Annotated in this window: 18 protein-coding genes; 3 read left to right on the forward strand and 15 right to left on the reverse strand. The window is 62.3% G+C overall.

The window, feature by feature from the left end:
• From AC0L2K_RS04200 to AC0L2K_RS04260, 13 genes are all read right to left on the reverse strand, one after another.
• Positions 1–807 (reverse strand): sugar phosphate nucleotidyltransferase, encoded by an 807-nt coding sequence (locus AC0L2K_RS04200; protein WP_027153514.1) that lies wholly within the window; start codon positions 805–807, stop codon positions 1–3.
• Positions 807–1,922 carry a CgeB family protein gene (locus AC0L2K_RS04205; protein ID WP_287175496.1) on the reverse strand — a complete coding sequence of 372 codons (1,116 nt, stop codon included), beginning with the start codon at positions 1,920–1,922 and terminating at the stop codon, positions 807–809. Before AC0L2K_RS04205 ends, AC0L2K_RS04200 begins: the two co-directional genes overlap by 1 nt.
• A gap of 13 nt (positions 1,923–1,935) precedes the next feature.
• Positions 1,936–2,532 carry a histidine phosphatase family protein gene (locus AC0L2K_RS04210; protein ID WP_128245347.1) on the reverse strand — a complete coding sequence of 199 codons (597 nt, stop codon included), beginning with the start codon at positions 2,530–2,532 and terminating at the stop codon, positions 1,936–1,938.
• Complete coding sequence (locus AC0L2K_RS04215) at positions 2,529–3,632, reverse strand: inositol-3-phosphate synthase (RefSeq protein WP_473530694.1); 1,104 nt, start codon at positions 3,630–3,632, stop codon at positions 2,529–2,531. Before AC0L2K_RS04215 ends, AC0L2K_RS04210 begins: the two co-directional genes overlap by 4 nt.
• 161 nt (positions 3,633–3,793) lie before the next feature.
• A complete protein-coding gene (locus AC0L2K_RS04220; RefSeq protein ID WP_473530695.1) occupies positions 3,794–4,012 on the reverse strand; it encodes a hypothetical protein in 219 nt (72 codons plus the stop codon).
• A gap of 107 nt (positions 4,013–4,119) precedes the next feature.
• Positions 4,120–5,166, reverse strand: a complete 1,047-nt coding sequence (locus tag AC0L2K_RS04225) for a UDP-glucuronic acid decarboxylase family protein (protein WP_473530696.1) — start codon at positions 5,164–5,166, stop codon at positions 4,120–4,122.
• 23 nt (positions 5,167–5,189) lie between these two features.
• Complete coding sequence (locus AC0L2K_RS04230) at positions 5,190–6,299, reverse strand: CgeB family protein (RefSeq protein ID WP_128245349.1); 1,110 nt, start codon at positions 6,297–6,299, stop codon at positions 5,190–5,192.
• On the reverse strand, positions 6,296–7,390 hold the full coding sequence (locus tag AC0L2K_RS04235; RefSeq protein ID WP_128245350.1) for a CgeB family protein: 1,095 nt from the start codon (positions 7,388–7,390) through the stop codon (positions 6,296–6,298). The genes AC0L2K_RS04230 and AC0L2K_RS04235 overlap by 4 nt, the downstream gene beginning before the upstream one ends.
• Positions 7,387–8,517: a CgeB family protein gene (locus AC0L2K_RS04240; protein WP_128245351.1), complete on the reverse strand. Its 1,131-nt coding sequence runs from the start codon at positions 8,515–8,517 to the stop codon at positions 7,387–7,389. The genes AC0L2K_RS04235 and AC0L2K_RS04240 overlap by 4 nt, the downstream gene beginning before the upstream one ends.
• Positions 8,518–8,519: 2 nt before the next feature.
• Positions 8,520–9,620 (reverse strand): glycosyltransferase family 4 protein, encoded by a 1,101-nt coding sequence (locus tag AC0L2K_RS04245; protein WP_473530697.1) that lies wholly within the window; start codon positions 9,618–9,620, stop codon positions 8,520–8,522.
• On the reverse strand, positions 9,605–10,897 hold the full coding sequence (locus tag AC0L2K_RS04250) for a TIGR04295 family B12-binding domain-containing radical SAM protein (protein WP_287119929.1): 1,293 nt from the start codon (positions 10,895–10,897) through the stop codon (positions 9,605–9,607). Before AC0L2K_RS04250 ends, AC0L2K_RS04245 begins: the two co-directional genes overlap by 16 nt.
• Positions 10,894–11,961 carry an NAD-dependent epimerase/dehydratase family protein gene (locus AC0L2K_RS04255; RefSeq protein ID WP_287066497.1) on the reverse strand — a complete coding sequence of 356 codons (1,068 nt, stop codon included), beginning with the start codon at positions 11,959–11,961 and terminating at the stop codon, positions 10,894–10,896. Before AC0L2K_RS04255 ends, AC0L2K_RS04250 begins: the two co-directional genes overlap by 4 nt.
• On the reverse strand, positions 11,958–13,064 hold the full coding sequence (locus AC0L2K_RS04260) for an NAD-dependent epimerase/dehydratase family protein (RefSeq protein ID WP_287066498.1): 1,107 nt from the start codon (positions 13,062–13,064) through the stop codon (positions 11,958–11,960). Before AC0L2K_RS04260 ends, AC0L2K_RS04255 begins: the two co-directional genes overlap by 4 nt.
• Positions 13,065–13,314: 250 nt before the next feature.
• On the opposite strand from AC0L2K_RS04260, the gene AC0L2K_RS04265 reads away from it, so the two are divergent.
• Complete coding sequence (locus AC0L2K_RS04265) at positions 13,315–13,584, forward strand: hypothetical protein (RefSeq protein WP_027153502.1); 270 nt, start codon at positions 13,315–13,317, stop codon at positions 13,582–13,584.
• A gap of 116 nt (positions 13,585–13,700) precedes the next feature.
• Here the strand turns inward: AC0L2K_RS04265 and AC0L2K_RS04270 are convergent, their stop codons facing one another.
• Both AC0L2K_RS04270 and AC0L2K_RS04275 read right to left on the reverse strand, forming a co-directional pair.
• Entirely contained in the window at positions 13,701–14,297 is a 597-nt protein-coding gene (locus tag AC0L2K_RS04270; protein WP_287050427.1) for a response regulator, read from the reverse strand.
• 1 nt (position 14,298) lies between these two features.
• Entirely contained in the window at positions 14,299–14,496 is a 198-nt protein-coding gene (locus tag AC0L2K_RS04275; protein WP_023801270.1) for a hypothetical protein, read from the reverse strand.
• Positions 14,497–14,663: 167 nt separating this feature from the next.
• Here AC0L2K_RS04275 and AC0L2K_RS04280 point away from each other — a divergent pair, with 167 nt between their 5' ends.
• Positions 14,664–17,762: a CheR family methyltransferase gene (locus tag AC0L2K_RS04280; RefSeq protein ID WP_473530698.1), complete on the forward strand. Its 3,099-nt coding sequence runs from the start codon at positions 14,664–14,666 to the stop codon at positions 17,760–17,762.
• Positions 17,759–18,118 carry a response regulator gene (locus AC0L2K_RS04285; RefSeq protein WP_287258440.1) on the forward strand — a complete coding sequence of 120 codons (360 nt, stop codon included), beginning with the start codon at positions 17,759–17,761 and terminating at the stop codon, positions 18,116–18,118. Before AC0L2K_RS04280 ends, AC0L2K_RS04285 begins: the two co-directional genes overlap by 4 nt.
• The last annotated feature ends 12 nt before the right edge of the window (positions 18,119–18,130 follow it).

An 18,130-nucleotide genomic window follows, 5' to 3' on the forward strand; every position in this document is an offset into this window, starting at 1 on the left:
CTAGCCTCCTTCGCCTGGATGGCTTGGTATCTGCGCTTGCCCCGGCAGCACGAACATGAGGTTTTTCGTGTCCTCCAACGTAGTGTCGTTGTTCTCGAGCAGCCGAAGTGCGGTGCGGTAGCCGTTGAACGTGCCGACGTCGACATAGGCGGTGCCTGCCTTGACGCCGCAAGCCTCACCGCCGGCCGCCAGATAGGCGTTGATAAGGGTGCCGACATATTCGTCGCTTTGATCCCGCTCGCGCCAAAGCGCGGCAAGCTGGTGAAGTATGCGGCCCGGCATCTTGAACGCCCCCCAGATCCAGTTCGATGCAGCGCCTTGTTGCTTGACCTGGATCTCCTTCACCCGGTCATCCCCGTCGAGAACGACGGCATCGAAGAGTTCCGGGTGATCCACCGGGAAGAGCAAAAACGACAGCCGGTCGTCCGGCAGGCGGCAAAAGCCATCTTCCGGAAACCAGATCGTGTCGGGCAGGCCGACCAGAACCGTCTCGTCCGGCGCGACCAGCGGCGCGGCGCGGAAGATCGCGTCGCAAAGACCGACGGGGTTGGGCTGCACGACAAACAATGCGGCGGCGTCGCCGTAGCCGGCGGCGTAGTATTCGAGAATGTCTGATTTTCCCGATCCGATGACGAAGCAGATCTTGTCGACACCGTTGCGCACCATGCGACGCACCAGATACTCGCTCACCGCGCAAGGACGCTCGGTCTGGCCGTCGATGCGGCTGCCGACCGGCAGGAGCTCCTTTGAGAAGCCGAGCGGTTGAATGCGGCTGCCGCGGCCGGCGGCGGGCACGATGCCCAACATCAGATTGCTTCCTTCAACGGCTCGCCCGCCGCCAAGCCCTGTCCCAAGCCCGGCAATGAATCGGACAGGAGGCGGTCCAGTTCCCTGGCGCGCTGCGCAGAGGTGTGTTCGTCCAACACCCGCTCGCGAGCCCGGCGCCGGATGGCGTCGACTTCGCTGTCAGGCAAGCCGACTGCCGCGACCACGTCGTCGGTGCTGTCCGCCAGGATGATCTCGCTGCCGGGCTGGAAAAAACTGCTCAGCCCGGGCCAGGTGTCGCTCACGATCGCCGCGCCGCAGGCTGCCGCCTCGAACAGCCTGCCCGAAGGACACCAGCCCCTCTTGGCCATCGCCTCGCGCGTCACGTTCAGCGTCAGGCGCGATGAGCAGAAGAAGGCCGGATGATCCGCAGGCGGAAGGTGCCTGACAAAGAAGATGTTTTCGCCCCACGGAAATTCATGCGGATATTGGGCGCCGCCGATGACGAAACGGCGGTCCGGCAGGCGCGCTGCCGTGCGGACCAGCAGCTTTTCGACGCCGGCCTGGCGATCGGCCGCATACGTTCCGAGATAGGACAAATCCCCGGCGAATTCAGCCCGGGGCTGGGCCGGCCGGTGTCGGTCGGGATCGACATGGCCATAGAGAGGCAAGACTCGGCGGGCGCCCAGCAGCGTTTTCAGCGCATCGATTGCGGTTCCCCCCGTATAACTGAGGGCGAGGTCGAAATCGTGAAGGCCCTCGGGCCCGTAATAGGCCGGTCGTAGACCTTGTTCTATCCGGGCGAGCGTGACGGGGGTGTCGAGATCGTAGAAAACCTTCAGCCCGCGACAGGCCTGCTGCGCCAGGCGCGATGCCTGCACGGCGTCGGGGCAATAGGACGTGACGATGACGACGTCGGATTCCCCGATAGCCTGTTCCGCGACATGGCGAACGTCCTCCCACTCCGGATAGAGAACGACATTGCCGCCATCGAGATGGTCAAGATCGCGTGCGCCGGCATAGTACGGGGTATTGCGTTCGAAAAAGCTGACCGACCAGCCCAGGCGACCGAGCGCACGGATCAGCCCGCGCCACAGCGTCGCGTGTCCGTTTCCCCACGAGGAGGTGACGGTGAGACCGAAAATGACCATACGCATCCGGCAGTCCTCGTCAGGCGGCTTCGTTCAGTCGGATCAGCTTGGAGCCCCAGTCACCGGACACGACCGTGGTGATCGAAGCGGGGTCGATATCGAAGCGAAAACAGTCTCCCAGCGGCAAGCCGAGCACCTTGCAGGCGGCGGCTTTGATCACGTCGGCATGGCTGACCAGTGCCACGCACTGGTTCTGGTAGCGTTTGCGAAGCTGCTGCATCAGCGAGACGACACGTTGCTGGACGTCCAGCATTGTCTCGCCGCCGGGCGTCCTCGCCTGCTGGCGTTGACTGTTCCACGTCAGCCAGTCGGCGTCCTGGCTCAACTCTTCGAAGGTCTTGCCCGACCACGCGCCGAAGTCGATCTCATCGAGTTCCTGGCGGATTGTAATCTTCTCGCGATTGCAGGCGATTGCGATCGGTTTTGCGGTTTCCAGTGTTCGTTCGCGCGGGCTGCAACAGATGGCCGCCAGCGGCCGCGGCGCCATGTGGCTGGCAAGGCGCGAGGCTTGTGCCCTGCCGGTTTCGCCGAGGCAAACTCCAGCCATGCGTCCGGCAAGATAGTCGCCGACCTTGTCGTGCGCCGCATGGCGGATCAAGAAGAACGTCGTCGTCATTCCGCGGCATCAAGCATCGGCTCGTCCCTTCCGGCTATGAAAGACAGCGTGCGCAGGCGTGCCTCGGCATCGGTGAACTGCTCGGGCGGCGACTTCATGAAATAGCTGCAAGGGCCGGTCAGCGCCCCCGCGATGCCGCGGTCAAGCGCCAGTTTGGCGCAGCGGACAGCGTCGATAACGACTCCGGCCGAGTTGGGCGAATCCCATACTTCCAGTTTGAGCTCTGCATTCAGCGGCACGCCGCCGAACGTCGTGCCTTCAACGCGGATGTAGGCCCATTTTCGATCGGTAAGCCAGGGCACATGGTCGCTAGGGCCGACATGGATGTTGCCGGCCTCCAGGGGGACGTCGAACTGGCTGGCTACGGATTGTGTCTTGGAGATTTTCTTCGATTCCAGCCGCTCGCGTTCCAGCATGTTGAGGAAATCGGTGTTGCCGCCGAAATTCAGCTGGTAGGTGCGGTCGATGCGGACGCCGCGCTCGCGGAACAGATTGGCGAGCAACCGGTGCACGATCGTCGCGCCGACCTGGCTTTTGATATCGTCGCCGACCAGCGGCAGACCGCGCTGCTCAAAGCGCCGGCGCCATTCCGGCCGCGATGCGATAAAGACCGGTATGCAGTTGACGAAGGCGCAGCCGGCCTCGAGCGCGCACTCTGCATAAAAACGCGTGGCTTCTTCGGAGCCGACCGGCAGATATGAGACCAGTACGTCGGCGCCGCTTTCCCGAAGCAGCGCGCTGACATTCGCGACCGGTTCTTCTGCCTCCTCGATCTCATCGCGCAGATATTTGCCGATGCCGTCAAGTGTCGGTCCGCGCTCGACGCGAACGCCGGTTGCCGCAACATCGGCAAAGCGGAAGGTATTGTTGGGCGCATTGTATATGGCTTCCGCCACATCACGCCCAACTTTGCCCTTGGCGACGTCGAAAGCACAAATCACCTCGATATCGGCGACATGATAGCCGCCAAGATCAGCATGCATCAGGCCCGGTATCGGCTCATTGCCTCTGGCGTCCCGATAATATGAGAGGCCCTGGACAAGGGAGGATGCGCAATTGCCGACGCCGACTATTCCAATCCGTACCTTTTTTGATCCCACGAAACTGCCGCCATCGCTGTTGAAGGTATGTTCCTCGCGCCGAACTGTCGACTGCCGGGAATGTTCCTTGCGACCTGGAAAAATCACGAACTTCTATTCGGATCAAAGTTGCGCGCTGGTTTGCGCTGCCTGAGCCGATCCACGCCTCAGCGCCGCAAGCCTCAGTCGAGCCTGCGCAGCATATCCGCTTCTTTTTCCAGGATGGTGGCCACTTCCTCGAGCTCGAGGTGCGTCATCATCAGGCTCACACAGCATTCGAGGTAGGTGATCGAGGCACGTTTCAGAAAGGCAGCTGTCTCCCTTTCGGCCATTTGCTCGATGTCCTTGGCGGATCGTTTTCGATGCATGGGTCTGTCCTCCACGCCGATATCTTCGCCCAACGGCGAGCTCGACCGGATGTTCCCATAATGAGAAAAAGTGAAAGCGCCTGTTGGCAGGGTCACCGTCTCACCATGATCATGCCCGCGGGCGGCAGCTCTCCCTGACCTCAGGCCGGCAGGTTTTGCAGTCGGCCTGAAGCGGACCTCACGCTTGTCGCAATTGGGGAAATTTGATCCTCGTTGCGGCTGGCTTCGAGCTCCGTAAAATAGCTGATCGTTTGCATCAGGCCTTGCTTGAGCGGCACCTTTGGCGACCAGTCGAGAAGGGCTTTTGCACGGGAAATGTCCGGTTGCCGCCGGCGAGGGTCGTCTTGCGGCAGTGGGAGGAATTTGAAGACCGAGTTGCTATGGGTCAAATCTCTCACCAATCCGGCCAGTTGGAGAACGGTGAATTCCCCAGGATTGCCCAAATTGACCGGTTGGCGCGGATTGGGATCGAGATCCATGAGGCGGACCAGACCGTCGACCAGATCGGAGACGTAGCAGAACGACCTGGTCTGCAGCCCGTCGCCGAAAATCGTCAGTGGCCTCTTTTCGAGCGCCTGCATCACCAGGTTCGAGACAATCCGGCCGTCGGCGGGATCCATCCGCGGACCATAGGTGTTGAAGATGCGCGCGACCCGGATGTCGGCCGTTTCGGTTCTCAAATAGTCGAAGCACAAGGTTTCGGCGGTTCGCTTGCCCTCGTCATAGCAGGCACGAGGACCGGTGCAGTTCACGTGACCTACATAGTCTTCCGTTTGCGGGTGCTGTTCCGGATCGCCATACACTTCGCTTGTCGATGCCTGCAGGAGGCGCGCATTGTTTCGGGCGGCAAGCTCAAGCAGATTGAGGGTTCCGATCACGCAGGTCCGCGTGGTGTGAATCGGGTCAGCCTGGTAGCGCGGCGGCGATGCGGCGCACGCCAGGTTGAAAATGCGGTCGACCGGCTCAGCAAGGTCCAATGGTCGGCAAATATCCTGCTCGATTAGCCGGAAACGAGGACTGTCCAGCATCGAGACGATGTTTTCCATCCGACCGGTAAGAAAATTGTCGACACAGATCACACGGCACCCGGCCTGAAGCAGTGTCTCGCAAAGATGCGAACCGAGGAAACCCGCGCCGCCGGCGACAAGCGCCGTTCTGGTCCGTTGTGTCCTTTTTGATTGCCGCATCTCTATTTTCTCCTGTCTACCAGTCATGCTGCACTTTCGATGTTCAGATCGAGCGCTGGACGTGCCGATCTTGGCCGCGCCAGCAGCGAAACGAATTCGCGGGCTCTCGCGGCGCTTGTATGTGCCGCCAGGATCGTTGCACGCGCTCGCTTGGCCAAAGCAAGCCTGACGCGGTCGGATTGGCTGGACAGGATATCGATCACGTCTTCGGCTTGGCCCGCCGTGTTGATCGTGGCTGTCGGAAAGAAGCTGTCCAGACCGGTCCAGCGATCGCTGATGATCGCTGTGCCACAGGCAGCCGCCTCGAAGAGGCGTACGCTGGGAGACCACCCAGCCGCTATCATGGAGCTGCGCGTGACGTTCAACGTATAGCGCTGGCGGCTGTAGAACGAGGCGTGGTCCGCCGGCGGCAGGTGCTCGATGCGATCGACGTTGCTTGGCCAGACGGTCTCGGACGGGAATTGCGAGCCGGCCACGACGAAGCGACGGTCCGGCATGCGTCTTGCCGGTTCGAGCAGGAGAGCATCCAGCGTCGCCTGCCGGTCCGAGCTGTAAGTGCCGAGATAGCCAAGGTCCCAGCGGATCGGATCGGCCGTTCGGCGATGCCGCTCCGGGTCGACGGAGCAGTAGAGCGGCTCGGCGCACCGTGCACCGAAGTCCGCCGCCAATCGGGCGAGTGTTGGCCCGCCGGTGAACGAGAAATAGACGTCGAAATACGGGATCTGCCGCCGGCATAGATAATCGCAATCATGCGCGGCGAGCTTGGCCAGCGTGACCGGCGTGTCGATGTCGTAGAAGCAGAACTGGCCCGTGCACAGGGACGCGACGATGTCAATGACGGCTCGCCCCTCCGGAACGAACGACCCGACCACCACGACATCGGCCTGTTGCAGACAGCCGGCATAGGTCCGACGAAGATCGTTCGTCGTTTCGTAGTAGCGCAACGTGCAGAAATCCGGGTCGCGCAGATCGCGATGGTTCGCATACCACGGCACGTCGCGCTCCAGGAAGGTGACGCGATGGCCGAGCTCGTGCAGGCCCTTCAGCAACCCCCTAAAGGTCGTGGCATGGCCGTTTCCCCATGAAGAGGACAACGACAGGCCAAGAAAGACGATGTCGAGCCGCTGGGTCATTCCGCTGCCTCCACGGTGGGGCGCTCGAAATGACGCCTGAAGACAGCGTCGGCGACAGCGGCCCTTAACGCATAGGTATGCTCGGCGAGAACACGCCGAAGCGCAGATGCGCCGATCGCCCTTGCCCGCTGGGGGGTGAGGGTGCGCAAGATCTCAGTGACATCATTACCATCGCGCGCCACCAGGATCTCTTCCCCGGGGGCCAGGAACAATTCGACGCCGAGCCAGGCATCGGTGATGAGGCATGCGCCGGCACCGGCAGCCTCGAAGACGCGCGTGGCAGGCGAAAAGCCGTTGGCGGCCATGCTGTCGCGGCTGATGTTCAGCACCGCCTTGGGGGTGACGTTGAACGCATTGTGGTCCCGCGTCCCGACGTGGCCGAGCCATGCGACATTTGCCGGCAGCTGCTTGTCACCCCAACCAGATCCGCCGAGCAGGAAACGCTGATCGCCCGAACGGTTGGCCGGATCGAGGAAGAAGGCTTCGACGCGTGCTTCACGGTCCGGCAGGCGGTTGCCGAGAAAGGCGAGGTCGCAGGCGAAACGCTTGTCCTTCGCGACCGGATGGTGCGTTTCGGGATCGAGGGCGTTGTAGATCGGCACGCATTCGGCAGCCCCCAGCGCACGATAGGCCCAGACGACCGGGTCGCCGCCGCCATAGGTGAGGACAAGGTCGATCTCCCGCAAAGCGTGGTGCAGCGGGTGATCCGGCTCGTCGCGCAATTGGCCAAGAGTGGCCGGTGCATCGACATCCCAGAACACTGTAAGCGCATCCGTACGGGCGTGGTCGAGCACGGCGCGCAGCAGCGCCTCGTCCTCGAAGCCCACTCCACTCGCCTTGACGACGATGTCGGCTTTGCCGGCGCTTGCTGCCACCTGCATCAGTGCATGCGGGGTCGCCTCGTAGATGACGACGTTGCACCAGTCCGGTGCCTCGATATCGCGGTTCTTCTGCCGGTCGTAGACGTCCGGTTCATAGAACGTGATCTCGTAGCCAAGTTGAGAAAGAGCCTTCAGCAATCCGCGGTAATAAGTCGCCGCGCCGTTCCAATAGGACGACAGCAGGCTCGATCCATAAAATGCAATCTTCATGCGACTGTCTCCTCTTTGGCGATGCGATCGATGGCTTGGCGGTTGCCGCATTCGGCGAGCACGTCGAACAGCTCGTCCGCCCGGTGCCGGCAAGTGTGTCGCCTCCCGATGGTTTCGAGGCCGGATCTCACCAGAGAGGCGGCCAGGCCAGCATCGTCCAGCACGTCGCGAAGATGGCGGCACATCTCGGAACCGTCGCGCGCGAAAAGAAAGTCGATGCCTGGCCTGAAGAGTTGTTCGACATCGGCCCAAGGCGCCGAAACGAGCGGGATGCCACAGGCGAGCGCCTCGAACATGCGGATCGTCGGGATGCCGGGCAGGGTCTCCCGATATGGGCGCCGCGGGATGTGGACGGTAACGCGGTGGGCCGCGAATGCCTTGGGCACGTCGGCATTGGCAATCCAGCCTTCGTAACTCAGGCCGGCGGCGGCAAGATCGGCGAGCGCTTCGCGTGGATAGCGCACGCCATGAACAGTGCCACGCAGGCCAAGTTCTTCGACTGGATCGATCAGGAATTCCTTGATTTCGGCACTGCGCTCATCATCGCCCCAGTTGCCGATCCAGATCAGATCGGCAGTCGGGTCGATCTCCGGGTGAGGCTTGAACAGGCGCTCATCCGCCGCCTCGTGCCAGGTGAAAGCACGTTTGCCCCAGCCGGCGCGCAAATAGCTTTGCCGCAACGCCTCGCCGAAAGCCAGCACGCCGTCATATTGCTCCAGCCGCAGAGCCGAGATCGCCTGCGTCGCCGAGACGGCGCGATGGTGGGTGTCATGGAACAGAAGCGTGAAACCGCCTCCATTCGCCCTGGCCCTGCCGATGCGCGCGACAAGGTCCGGGTCGGTCCATTCGTGGACGATCACCACATCGGCGTCGGCAATCCAGCCTTCATGGTCGAAGGACGCGTCGTAGGTCACCGACATCAGCTCCGGAAAATCTTTTCTGAAGCGCTCGACCGCGTAGGGCCCTTTCTCTGCCAGCAGGTTCGAACGGCTCCAGCCGTCTGCTGGCTCCAGCGCGATCGCCTGGTGCCCGCGTGCAACAAGCTCCCGCATGATGCCGCGCAGGAAATGTGCGTTGCCGTGGTTCCAGTCGGAAACGACCGAATGGGTATAGAACAGGAACCGCATTGTCAGCGTTCCGCAACGGCCAGGGCGGCCCGATCGTAGATGTCGTGCATGGCCGCCGCTTGCCTTGCTGGTGAAAACCTGCGGGCTCGGAGTGCGGCGGCGTCGCCGAGCCGGCGCCTGTACTGGGCGTCGTCAGAGAGACAATCGACACGTCTGGCGAGATCGCCTGGATCGTGGACGTCGTAGAACAAAGCCGCGCCATTCCACAATTCGCGATAGGTCGGGATGTCGGCAAGCACCAAAGGTGTCGCCGACGTCGCTGCCTCCAGTGCGGCAAGGCCAAATGGTTCATAAATGGAGGGCGATACGAAGATGCCGGCCCGCGCCATCAAGCGACGCACCTCGTCGTGGCAGACCGAGCCCAGAGCAACGACATTGCTGAAACTGACGCGTTGGCCATCGCCGACCTCGATCGGCCCGGCAGCGAAGACTGGCCATTTCGTCAGCGCTGCTGCCTGGTCCAGCGTAGCTGCGTTCTTTCCTTCGTCCCACCAGCGCGCGGCGGCGACAACCACCGGTTCGCGTCGCTCTGCCTTTGGACCCGGCCGTGTGCCGTTGCTGACAACGCTCAGGCCGGCGATCGGCCCGTAGCAGGCCTCGAGCATGCCGGCATGGCTGCGGCTGGGCGCGATTACCGCATTGGCCCCATCGAAACCGCGTCTGTTGCGGTCCTTCTGCCATGCCCATTCGCCGTCCACAGCCTGTCCCCTGACCGCGTGGAGCCAGGTCACGACGCATGAGTGCGAGACCGTCACGACCGGGCAGGGCAGATCAAGTCCAACGGCCTGTGTCGGCGCATTGAGATGGACGAGGTCGATCGCGTGATCGCCAACAAGCGCGCGCAGTTCCTGCGGCAACATTTCCAGATCGTCCTCATTGCGGGTCATCCAGTCCGGCGGTGTCTTGAGCCACGCCAAATCAGCGAAAGCCTGTGCCTCCTTCGCCTGCTCTTCGGACGGTTCCGGGCCTAGCCCGGCGAGCACGATGCTGTCGCCGCCATGAGCCAACTCCCGCGCCAGATCGAGCGCGTAGCGCCAGACGCCGCCGACGGCATCGACGGTCATCAGGATTCGCCGCGGGCGGCGGATCAGTGACTGCAACATGTCGCCTCCAAATCGGCCAGCGCTCGCGGGCGCTTCTCCTGGATGTCGCTGAACGTCCGGAAAGAGGCCAGGTAATGCTCGTGGGCGCGCTCCCAGGCGAGATCGTCGGGCTCGCCCCAAAGCTCGCGATAGCTGGGCGAACTGGGATAGGGATAGAGCGGCACCGGCTCGTTGGCCCACACGCCGCGGTCAATGAGGTGCTTGCGCCAATGATCGACCAGAGCCGGATCGTCCTCGACGACGCCGATCAGATTGGCTTGGACGAACGGGACGTGACGTCGTGCATTGACCAGCAAGGCGGCCAGTTCCTCGGTGCCCAGCCGGCAACGCTTTGCCAGCATGGCCCGGCCTTCCACCGTCAGGCTTTCGAGGCCGGCTTCGATCGAAACGCAGCCGGCGGCACCCAGCAGTTCGAGGAGCTCCGGCTTCCAAAGATCGATGCGGGTCTGCACGCCGAACTTGACGTCGCGATCGACCAGCGCCTCCAGCAGCGCCTTCTGCGGCAGGAAGATCTCGTCGATAAAATAGATGTATCCGACGCCTTGCCCGATGAGCCGATCGATTTCCGCGGTGATCGCATCGTGGTTCCTGCGGCGGTAGGCGTCGCGGAAATCGATCTTGGCGCAGAAGCTGCAATTGTAGGGGCAGCCGCGAGACGCCTCGACCTCCGCTCCGAAACCAACCTGATCGTCGTCGAACCGGTGGTGATGGTGCAAATGCGCGGCAATCCAATCGGACGGCCAGCTGAGCGGCGGATGATCGACAAACGAACTGGCGTGAACGCCGCCGCTGCCGACAAGTTTTCCCTCGTCGAGGTGGGCGGTGTGTGGCACGGCGCTCCAATCGTGACGGCGGGCGAGTTCTGCGACGACCTCTTCGCATTCGCCGCGCACGACGACATCGACGCCCAGCTTGCGCAGCGTCGGCGCCGGCGTCGCCGAGCCGTGCGGCCCGACAGCCACTGTGCGGCCGCCCCGCCGGGCGAGGCGGTTGAGGAAGTCGGCTGGTACACGCAGCTCGGGCGGCGCGCAGCGCCAAAACAAATAGGTCGGCGCCGTGCTGACGACGGTCATGGCCGGTGCGAAAGCGGCGACGCGATCGGCAAGTGCCGCGTTGTCGAGCTTCTGGATTTGCCCGTCCAGCATCAGCACCTGATGGCCGTCGGCCTCCAGCGAGGCTTTCGAGTAGCCCAATTCCAGCGGCAGATGTGGCTGGCGGCAGCCGAAATAGATGCTGTCTTCGTAGGTCCAGAACGGATTGACCAGGGCGACTTTCATGCCACGTACCTCGCTGGTTCAGGCTCGAGGCGATGACGCTGGAGCCAGTCGGCGAGATCGCGGACGCCGTCGCGCCAGGAGACATGCGCTTTCCAGTCGAGCGTCGCTTCTAACTTGCGGGTATCGGCGACAAAGAAAGGTTGGTCGCCGGTGCGTTCCCGGTCGTAGCGGATCGCGAGGTTCCGCCCGGTCAGCTCGCCGATCTCCTCGATCAGCATGCGCAGGCTGACGGCGTTGCCCGGTCCGCCACCGAGATTGAATGCCTGGCCCTTGATGTCGTCGATCCGGGCAAGTACCCCGCGATAGGCCGCAACGGCGTCGCTGACATGAAGGATATCGCGCACCTGCTTGCCGTTGCCGTAGATCGTGATCGGCCGGCCGGAAAGCGCGCTGAGCAGAAAATGGGCGACCCAGCCCTGGTCCTCCGTGCCGAACTGGCGCGGCCCGTAGATGCAGCTCATACGCAGGACCGCGGTCGGCAGATCGTACGACTTGGCATAATCGAGCACATATTGGTCGGCCGCGCCTTTGGAGCAGCCATAGGGGGTGCAGAAATCCAGGCCGCAGGCCTCGTCTATGCCGTTGGCGCGGATGCCGGCATCGCAGGGCACGCACCGATCGTCCTCTTCGCGCACTGTGACGTCGGGCAGGCCGCCATAGACCTTGTTGGTGCTGGCGAAGATCACGGGAATGCGTCTGCCGCTGCGGCGAGCCGCTTCCAAAACGTTGAAGGTCCCGCGCAGATTGATGTCGAAATCTTCGCTTGGCTGGGCCAGGCTCGTGGTGACGGCGGTTTGCGCGGCGAGATGGAATATCGCCCTGGCATGCGCCAAAAGCGGCGCCAGCACGTCTTCGTCCCGGACATCAGCGGTTTCCACGGCAAGTTGATTGCCGTGCTTCTGCGTCAGCCAAGCCAGGTTCTGGTCGACGCCCGGGCGGCTGAGATTGTCGATGACCAGCACCGGCACCCCATCCGACAACAGGCTGTCGGCGAGGTTCGAGCCGATGAAGCCGCTGCCGCCGACGATGGCAACCGGCGCTTCACGAAAACCGTCCGGCCTCATGATACCAGTCCCCGCTCTTCGAGTTCCCGTTTCATGTCGGCGCCGCGGTCGATGGCGACCGTGTTGCGCACCCATGCGACGAACTCGTCGAGTGACTCCTCCAGCCGGTGCTGCGGCTCGAAACCGAGCAGTTCGCGCGCCTTCGAGATGTCGGCGAAGCAATTGCGGATATCGCCGGCGCGCGCCTTGCCGAGAATTTCAGGCCGATGGTCCGGCACACCCATGGCGTCGGCGAGCAGCCGGGCGACCTCGCTGATCGCATAGGCCCGTCCGCTGCCGATGTTGATGACGTGGCCGCGCGCCTGGCGTTGTTCCAGCGCCAGGCGGAACGCGCGGGCGACGTCACGCACATGCACGAAATCGCGTTTCTGCTCGCCATCTTCGAAAATCATCGGCCGCTGGCCGTTAGCGAGGCGTGAAGCGAAATTCGCCAGAACGCCGGTGTAAGGATTTGACAGCGCCTGTCCGGCGCCGAACACGTTGAACAGGCGCAGCGCCACCGCATCGACGCCATAGGCATCGCCGAAGATCAGCACGGCGCGCTCCTGGGCATATTTCGTCAGCGCATAGATCGAGGCGAGGTCGACCGGCTTTTCCTCGTCTGTCGGCAGCGGCGACAGGCTTTCATCCGCCGCCGACAGCGGATTCCATTGGCCGCTCTTGACGTCGCTGGCCTGCCGCCGTGCATTGTCGACGCGCCGACCGCCTGGCGTGGCATAGAGACCCTCGCCGTAGACGCTCATCGAGGAGGCGACGACGATCCTCTCGACCGGATGCTTGATCAGTGCCTCGAGCAGGGTGGCGGTGCCGAGGTCGTTGGCGCCGACATAGCGGGCGATCTCGTACATGGACTGGCCGACGCCGACCTCGGCGGCGAGATGAACGGTGGCGTCGACGCCCTGCAGCGCCTCGGCGACGGCGGCGCGATCGCGAACGTCGCCTTTGATCAGTTCGGCTCCTGCCGGCAGGCTGATCGCCTCGCTGCCGTGCACCTGTTCCAGCAGCGCATCGAGAATGCAGACGGCATAACCATGTTCAACGAGTTCCTGGACGACGTGGCGGCCGATGAAACCGCACCCTCCTGTAACCAGTATGCGTTTCACGACAACTCCTTACGCAGTTGGCCTTGGCGCCCCGAACTGTTTGGCAAAAGGTTTGTTCCCTCTGCTTCAACAAAGATGGTTTTGGCGAGGCTGCAACCTGAGGTGAACGCATGGCGAACGAGCCTTGGGCGATGCGCTGGAACATTGCAGCTTCTTTGGTGTTAGGGGCGCTCATCCGGTCCGTGGGCGGCCCGTGGGCGCAAGCCAGGAAGGCCACACGCCTGCAAGGTCTGGATCAAAGGAGGTTCCAATGTCTGAATCGAAGACAACCACCAATCATGACGAGATCCGCCAATGGGCCGAAGATCGTGGTGGCCGACCGGCGGTTGTACGAACCAGGGGCGAGGGCGGCATCTTGCGGATCGATTTTGGCGAGCCCGAGGAGAAGCTCGAACCCATCGAATGGGATGAGTTCTTCCGGATTTTCGACGAGAACGATTTGACTTTCCTTTACCAGGACGAAACCGGCTCCGGAAAAAACAGCCGGTTCAACAAATTCATCGACCGCAAGAACGGCTGAGGAAGCTGCTAACTCAGCGCTGTCGGGTAGCTCTTAGGCGCGCCTCGCGTTCTGATAGAGGACTTAACTATAGATGGCTGTTTTTGCCTACTTTTCAGACTGTTAGAAAACCAATCTCAGTGCAGCAGGCTGGTTCCGCCCGATCCGGCAATGTTTCGCATGATGCCGTTCAGCCAGTCTTCGGTCGATACACCGGGCCGCCGCCTGTCGATCTCACCGATGGCGCGCTCCAGTGTTCGCTCGACCAGCCGATCGGAAGCACCGACGTCGCCCAGAAGCAGCCGCGCCGCGAGCCTGAGCTTCGGCAGAAGTGAAAACACGTTGTCCGACAAGTTCACGGCAGGGCGACCGGCAAGGGCGGATTTTTCCGGAGGGAACAAGGCGTCGAAGACGGCGTAGCTATCCGACGATTTTCGAAGATTGCTGGCGTGGCGGAGACGTTCGGGAATGACGATGTCCTCGTCACCGCTGAAAAAGACAAAGGGAACGCCGCGGCGCATCAGTTCGTCGGCGATCGGAAACACCCGCCGGCCGTTAAGATTGACGTCGAGGATCGCGGCCTCAGCCACCTCGGTATGCATGGAGGCGTGTTCGACGGTCGCCGCAGGGCCAAGGACGACCGCGCCCATATTGCCGAAATATCTTGCAAGATCGCCGGCCAATACCCAATCGTCTTCGACTATCAGGATGCGCACTCCTCGGAGATCGCGCACCTCATCGCCCTTTCTTCGAGCGGGATTTGCAAGTGTCCGCACGGGCCTGTTCGGAATGTTCCTGCAAGGCTGCCTGCAATCGCTTCGCCAAAACAAGCATGCGCGGCGGAATGGATTCGTTTCCCGGCAAACTCAGCAGATCCTCGAAGCGCAACGACGCTCGTCTTGTCAGCTTCAGCTCAGGTGTGCGCTTTGACATTGGAGTTCCACAATAATCCCGACTTTAACGCCGTCTGCACGGACTTGTTCCGGCCCTCGCGCACGTTATATGCTGGGCGTTGCGTTCAGCCCGGTAGTGGGCTTTGGGTCGATTTGGCGGCCTTGTCGTCTAGGCTGTTCAACCGAGGGCTTGCGGTGACATCTCAGGTGAAGAGATTTCCAATTGTGGGCGTCGGCGCGTCGGCCGGCGGCATTCCTGCAATGGAGGGCCTGTTCAAAGGCATCACCGGCCAGCCCGGCATGGCGTTCGTCATCGTCACCCATCTCAGCCCCGAGCGCGAAAGCCTGCTTCATGAGGTCGTCGGACGTTACACGCAACTCCCGGTTGTCGTCGTCGAGGACAGCACCACTATCCTGTCCGACCACGTCTATGTGATGCCGCAAAACGTCGTTCTCACGATCGAGCGGGGAGTGCTGCACCTGCGGCCATCCAACGTGCTCAGCCGCGAGCGCAAGCCGATCGATATCTTTTTTAGCGCGTTGGCGGAGGATCAGGGCGAATATGCGGTTGGCGTCATTTTGTCGGGCGGCGATTCCGATGGCACGCTTGGCGCCAAGGCGATCAAGGAGCGTGGCGGACTGACGGTCGCCCAGGCTCCCGACGGCTACGGTCCGCGCAACCCGGACATGCCGAAAAGTGCGATCTCCAGCGGGCTGATCGACATTGCGGCGCCGGCGGAGGAGATCGGCGCGAAGCTCGAGGGGTTCGCCCGCAGCTTCGACATGCTGAACGGCGTTGCCGGAGACGGCGAGCACGAGACGGCAGAACTGGGTCGGCTCCGCGACGAGATCTACGGCATTCTGCAGGGCCAATCCGGCCACGATTTCTCAGGCTATAAGACCAAGACATTCCTGCGGCGCATCAAGCGGCGCATGCAAATCGGACAGCTTGATTCCATTGAAGAGTATGTTGAATGGCTGAAGAAGGACCCTCGCGAGGTGGCGAACCTTTTTCGTGACCTTTTGATCAACGTCACCGATTTTTTCCGTGATCCCGACGCGTTCAAGCTGCTCGAGGAGAAGGTCGTACCGCAGCTGTTCGAGGGCAAGACCGCCAGCGACGCCGTCAGGATCTGGGTGCCTGGCTGCGCCACCGGCGAGGAGGTGTTCTCGATCGGCATGCTGTTGCGCGAACACATGGAGACGCTTTCGGTTGTGCCGCGCGTCCAGATATTTGCGACCGACATCGATGAGCCCGCGCTTGCGGTGGCGCGCGCGGCGCGTTACCCGGCGGCATTGCTGCAGGGCGTCTCGCCCGAGCGCAGGCAGCGTTTTTTCAGCAGCGACGGCGAGAGCAACGTGCTTGCCAACGAGGTCCGGGAGCTGTGCGTCTTTTCCCCTCACAGCGTCGTCCGCGACCCGCCGTTTTCACGCATGGACATGGTTTCATGCCGCAACCTGCTGATCTATTTCGGCTCGGACATCCAGAACCGGGTGATTCCGATCTTCCACTACGCGCTGAAGCCGGGCGGTTATCTTTTCCTCGGCACGTCCGAAAGCGTCGGCCAGCACGACAACCTCTTCGCCACCGTCGACAAGAAGCAGCGCATTTTTCAGGCGCGGGAACATGCCTCGCCACACATTAGGCTGCCGATGCTGATCGGCGATGGCCGTTCAGGCGCCTTCCTGCCTGAAGGAACGGGGCCGAACAAGCGAACCGCCAGCTATCCGCTTCGACAGGCGGTCGAGGCACAGGTGCTGGAGCGTTTCGCGCCGCCGCATGTCGTGGTGAATGGCGACGGTGACGTCGTCTACTATTCGGCGCGGACCGGCCGATATCTCGAAGCGCCGCAAGGCATTCCGAGCCGGCAGGTGCTGACTTTGGCCCGCTCCGGGATAAGGCTCGACCTGCGCGCGGCATTGCGGGAAGCCGCCACGACGCGCCGCACAGTCGTGCGGGAAAATGTCGTCGTTGACGAGGACGACGAACAGGCCCTGTCGATCAAACTCACTGTCGAGCCCCTGGCGGAACGCGGCAAGGGCGAACGGCTTTATCTCGTCCTGTTCGAACCGACGGGGCCGGTGCAGGCGCGGTCCGATGTTGGGCCCGAAAACCGTAGCAGCGAAGGCACTGCCGATCTCGAGCGGGAGCTGCGCGAAACGCGGGAGCGACTGCAATCGACGATCGAGGAGTACGAAACCGCACTGGAAGAAGTGAAATCCTCGAACGAGGAACTGGTCTCCGTCAACGAGGAGGCGCAGTCGACCAATGAGGAGCTCGAGGCCTCGAAGGAGGAGATGCAGTCGCTCAACGAGGAACTCAACACCATCAATTCGGAACTGACCAACAAGATAGAGGAGCTCGATCGCGCCAACAGCGATTTGCGCAATCTGTTCGAGAGCACGAAGATCGCAACCATTTTCCTCGATCGCAATCTGGTGGTGCGGACCTTTACTCCGCCGGCCTCGTCCTTCTTCAGCCTGCGTCCCTCCGACGTCGGCCGGCCGCTGACCGAGCTTTCGAGCCAGCTCGACTATCCCGAGCTGAAACCGCATATCGATGCCGTCTTCGAAACCGGAGAGACCCTGAACCATCATCTGGCGCGCGACAACCAGGGCCGGTTTTATATGGTTCGCATCAATCCATATCGCGACAAGGACGACAGGATCCAGGGCGTCGTGGTCACGCTGGTCGATGTCACCACATTGGCCGAGACGGAAGAGCAAAACCGGGTGCTCATTTCGGAGCTGAACCACCGCGTCAAGAACATGCTGGCGGTGGTCGCCAGCATCGCCAACCGCACCCGTGAAAGTTCGGAATCGAAGGAAGAGTTCGCCGAAGCGCTGATCGGTCGCCTGCACGCCATGTCGCGGGCTTACGGTCTGCTGTCGAAGGAGCGCTGGAAAGAAGCTTCGATCAACGAACTGCTGCATCAGGAGCTCGAGCCTTTCAGCATTGACCGGTTCAAACTTGACGGCGCTGAAGTGAAGCTTAGCCCGCAACAGAGCCTTTCCCTTAGCATGGTCATTCATGAACTGGCGACCAACGCCGCCAAATATGGCGCGCTGGCGACGCCCGAGGGCAGGGTCGTGCTGAAATGGTCTGGCGACGGCGATGTTTTCACGCTCACCTGGTGCGAGCGACACGGGCCGCCGGTCAGAAAACCTGAAGTCAGCGGCTTCGGACTTTCCCTGCTGCAGGGTGAGATCGGCTACCGGCTTGGCGGAAAAGTCGAGACCACCTTCAACCGTGACGGTCTTGAGGTCCAGATCACATTCCCGATGCTGCGCAAGGAGACGCCGTGACCGACCCGCTGCGCGTTCTGGTGGTCGAGGATGAATGGCTCATCGCCGAGGACATCGCTGCTTGTCTGCGCGATTCGGGACATCAGGTGATCGGCCCGGCCCCTTCGGTGGCGGCGGCCCTTCGTCTTATCGGCGAAAATCCTGTCGACGTGGCGCTGCTGGATGTTCAACTGCATGGCGAAACGAGCCTGGCGATCGCAGAAGAACTAAAAACCCGCCATATTCCGTTCGCGTGCCTGACCGGCTTTGGGCCGCGCGATGTTCCATCCGCGTTCGCCAACGCTAGATTTGTTCGCAAGCCGGCAGATCAGGCGACCATTCTCAGAGCCTTGGCGGAATTGGTCCCGACGTCCTAGCTCGTTTGCCCT

The organism is Mesorhizobium sp. WSM4817 (assembly GCF_055811135.1).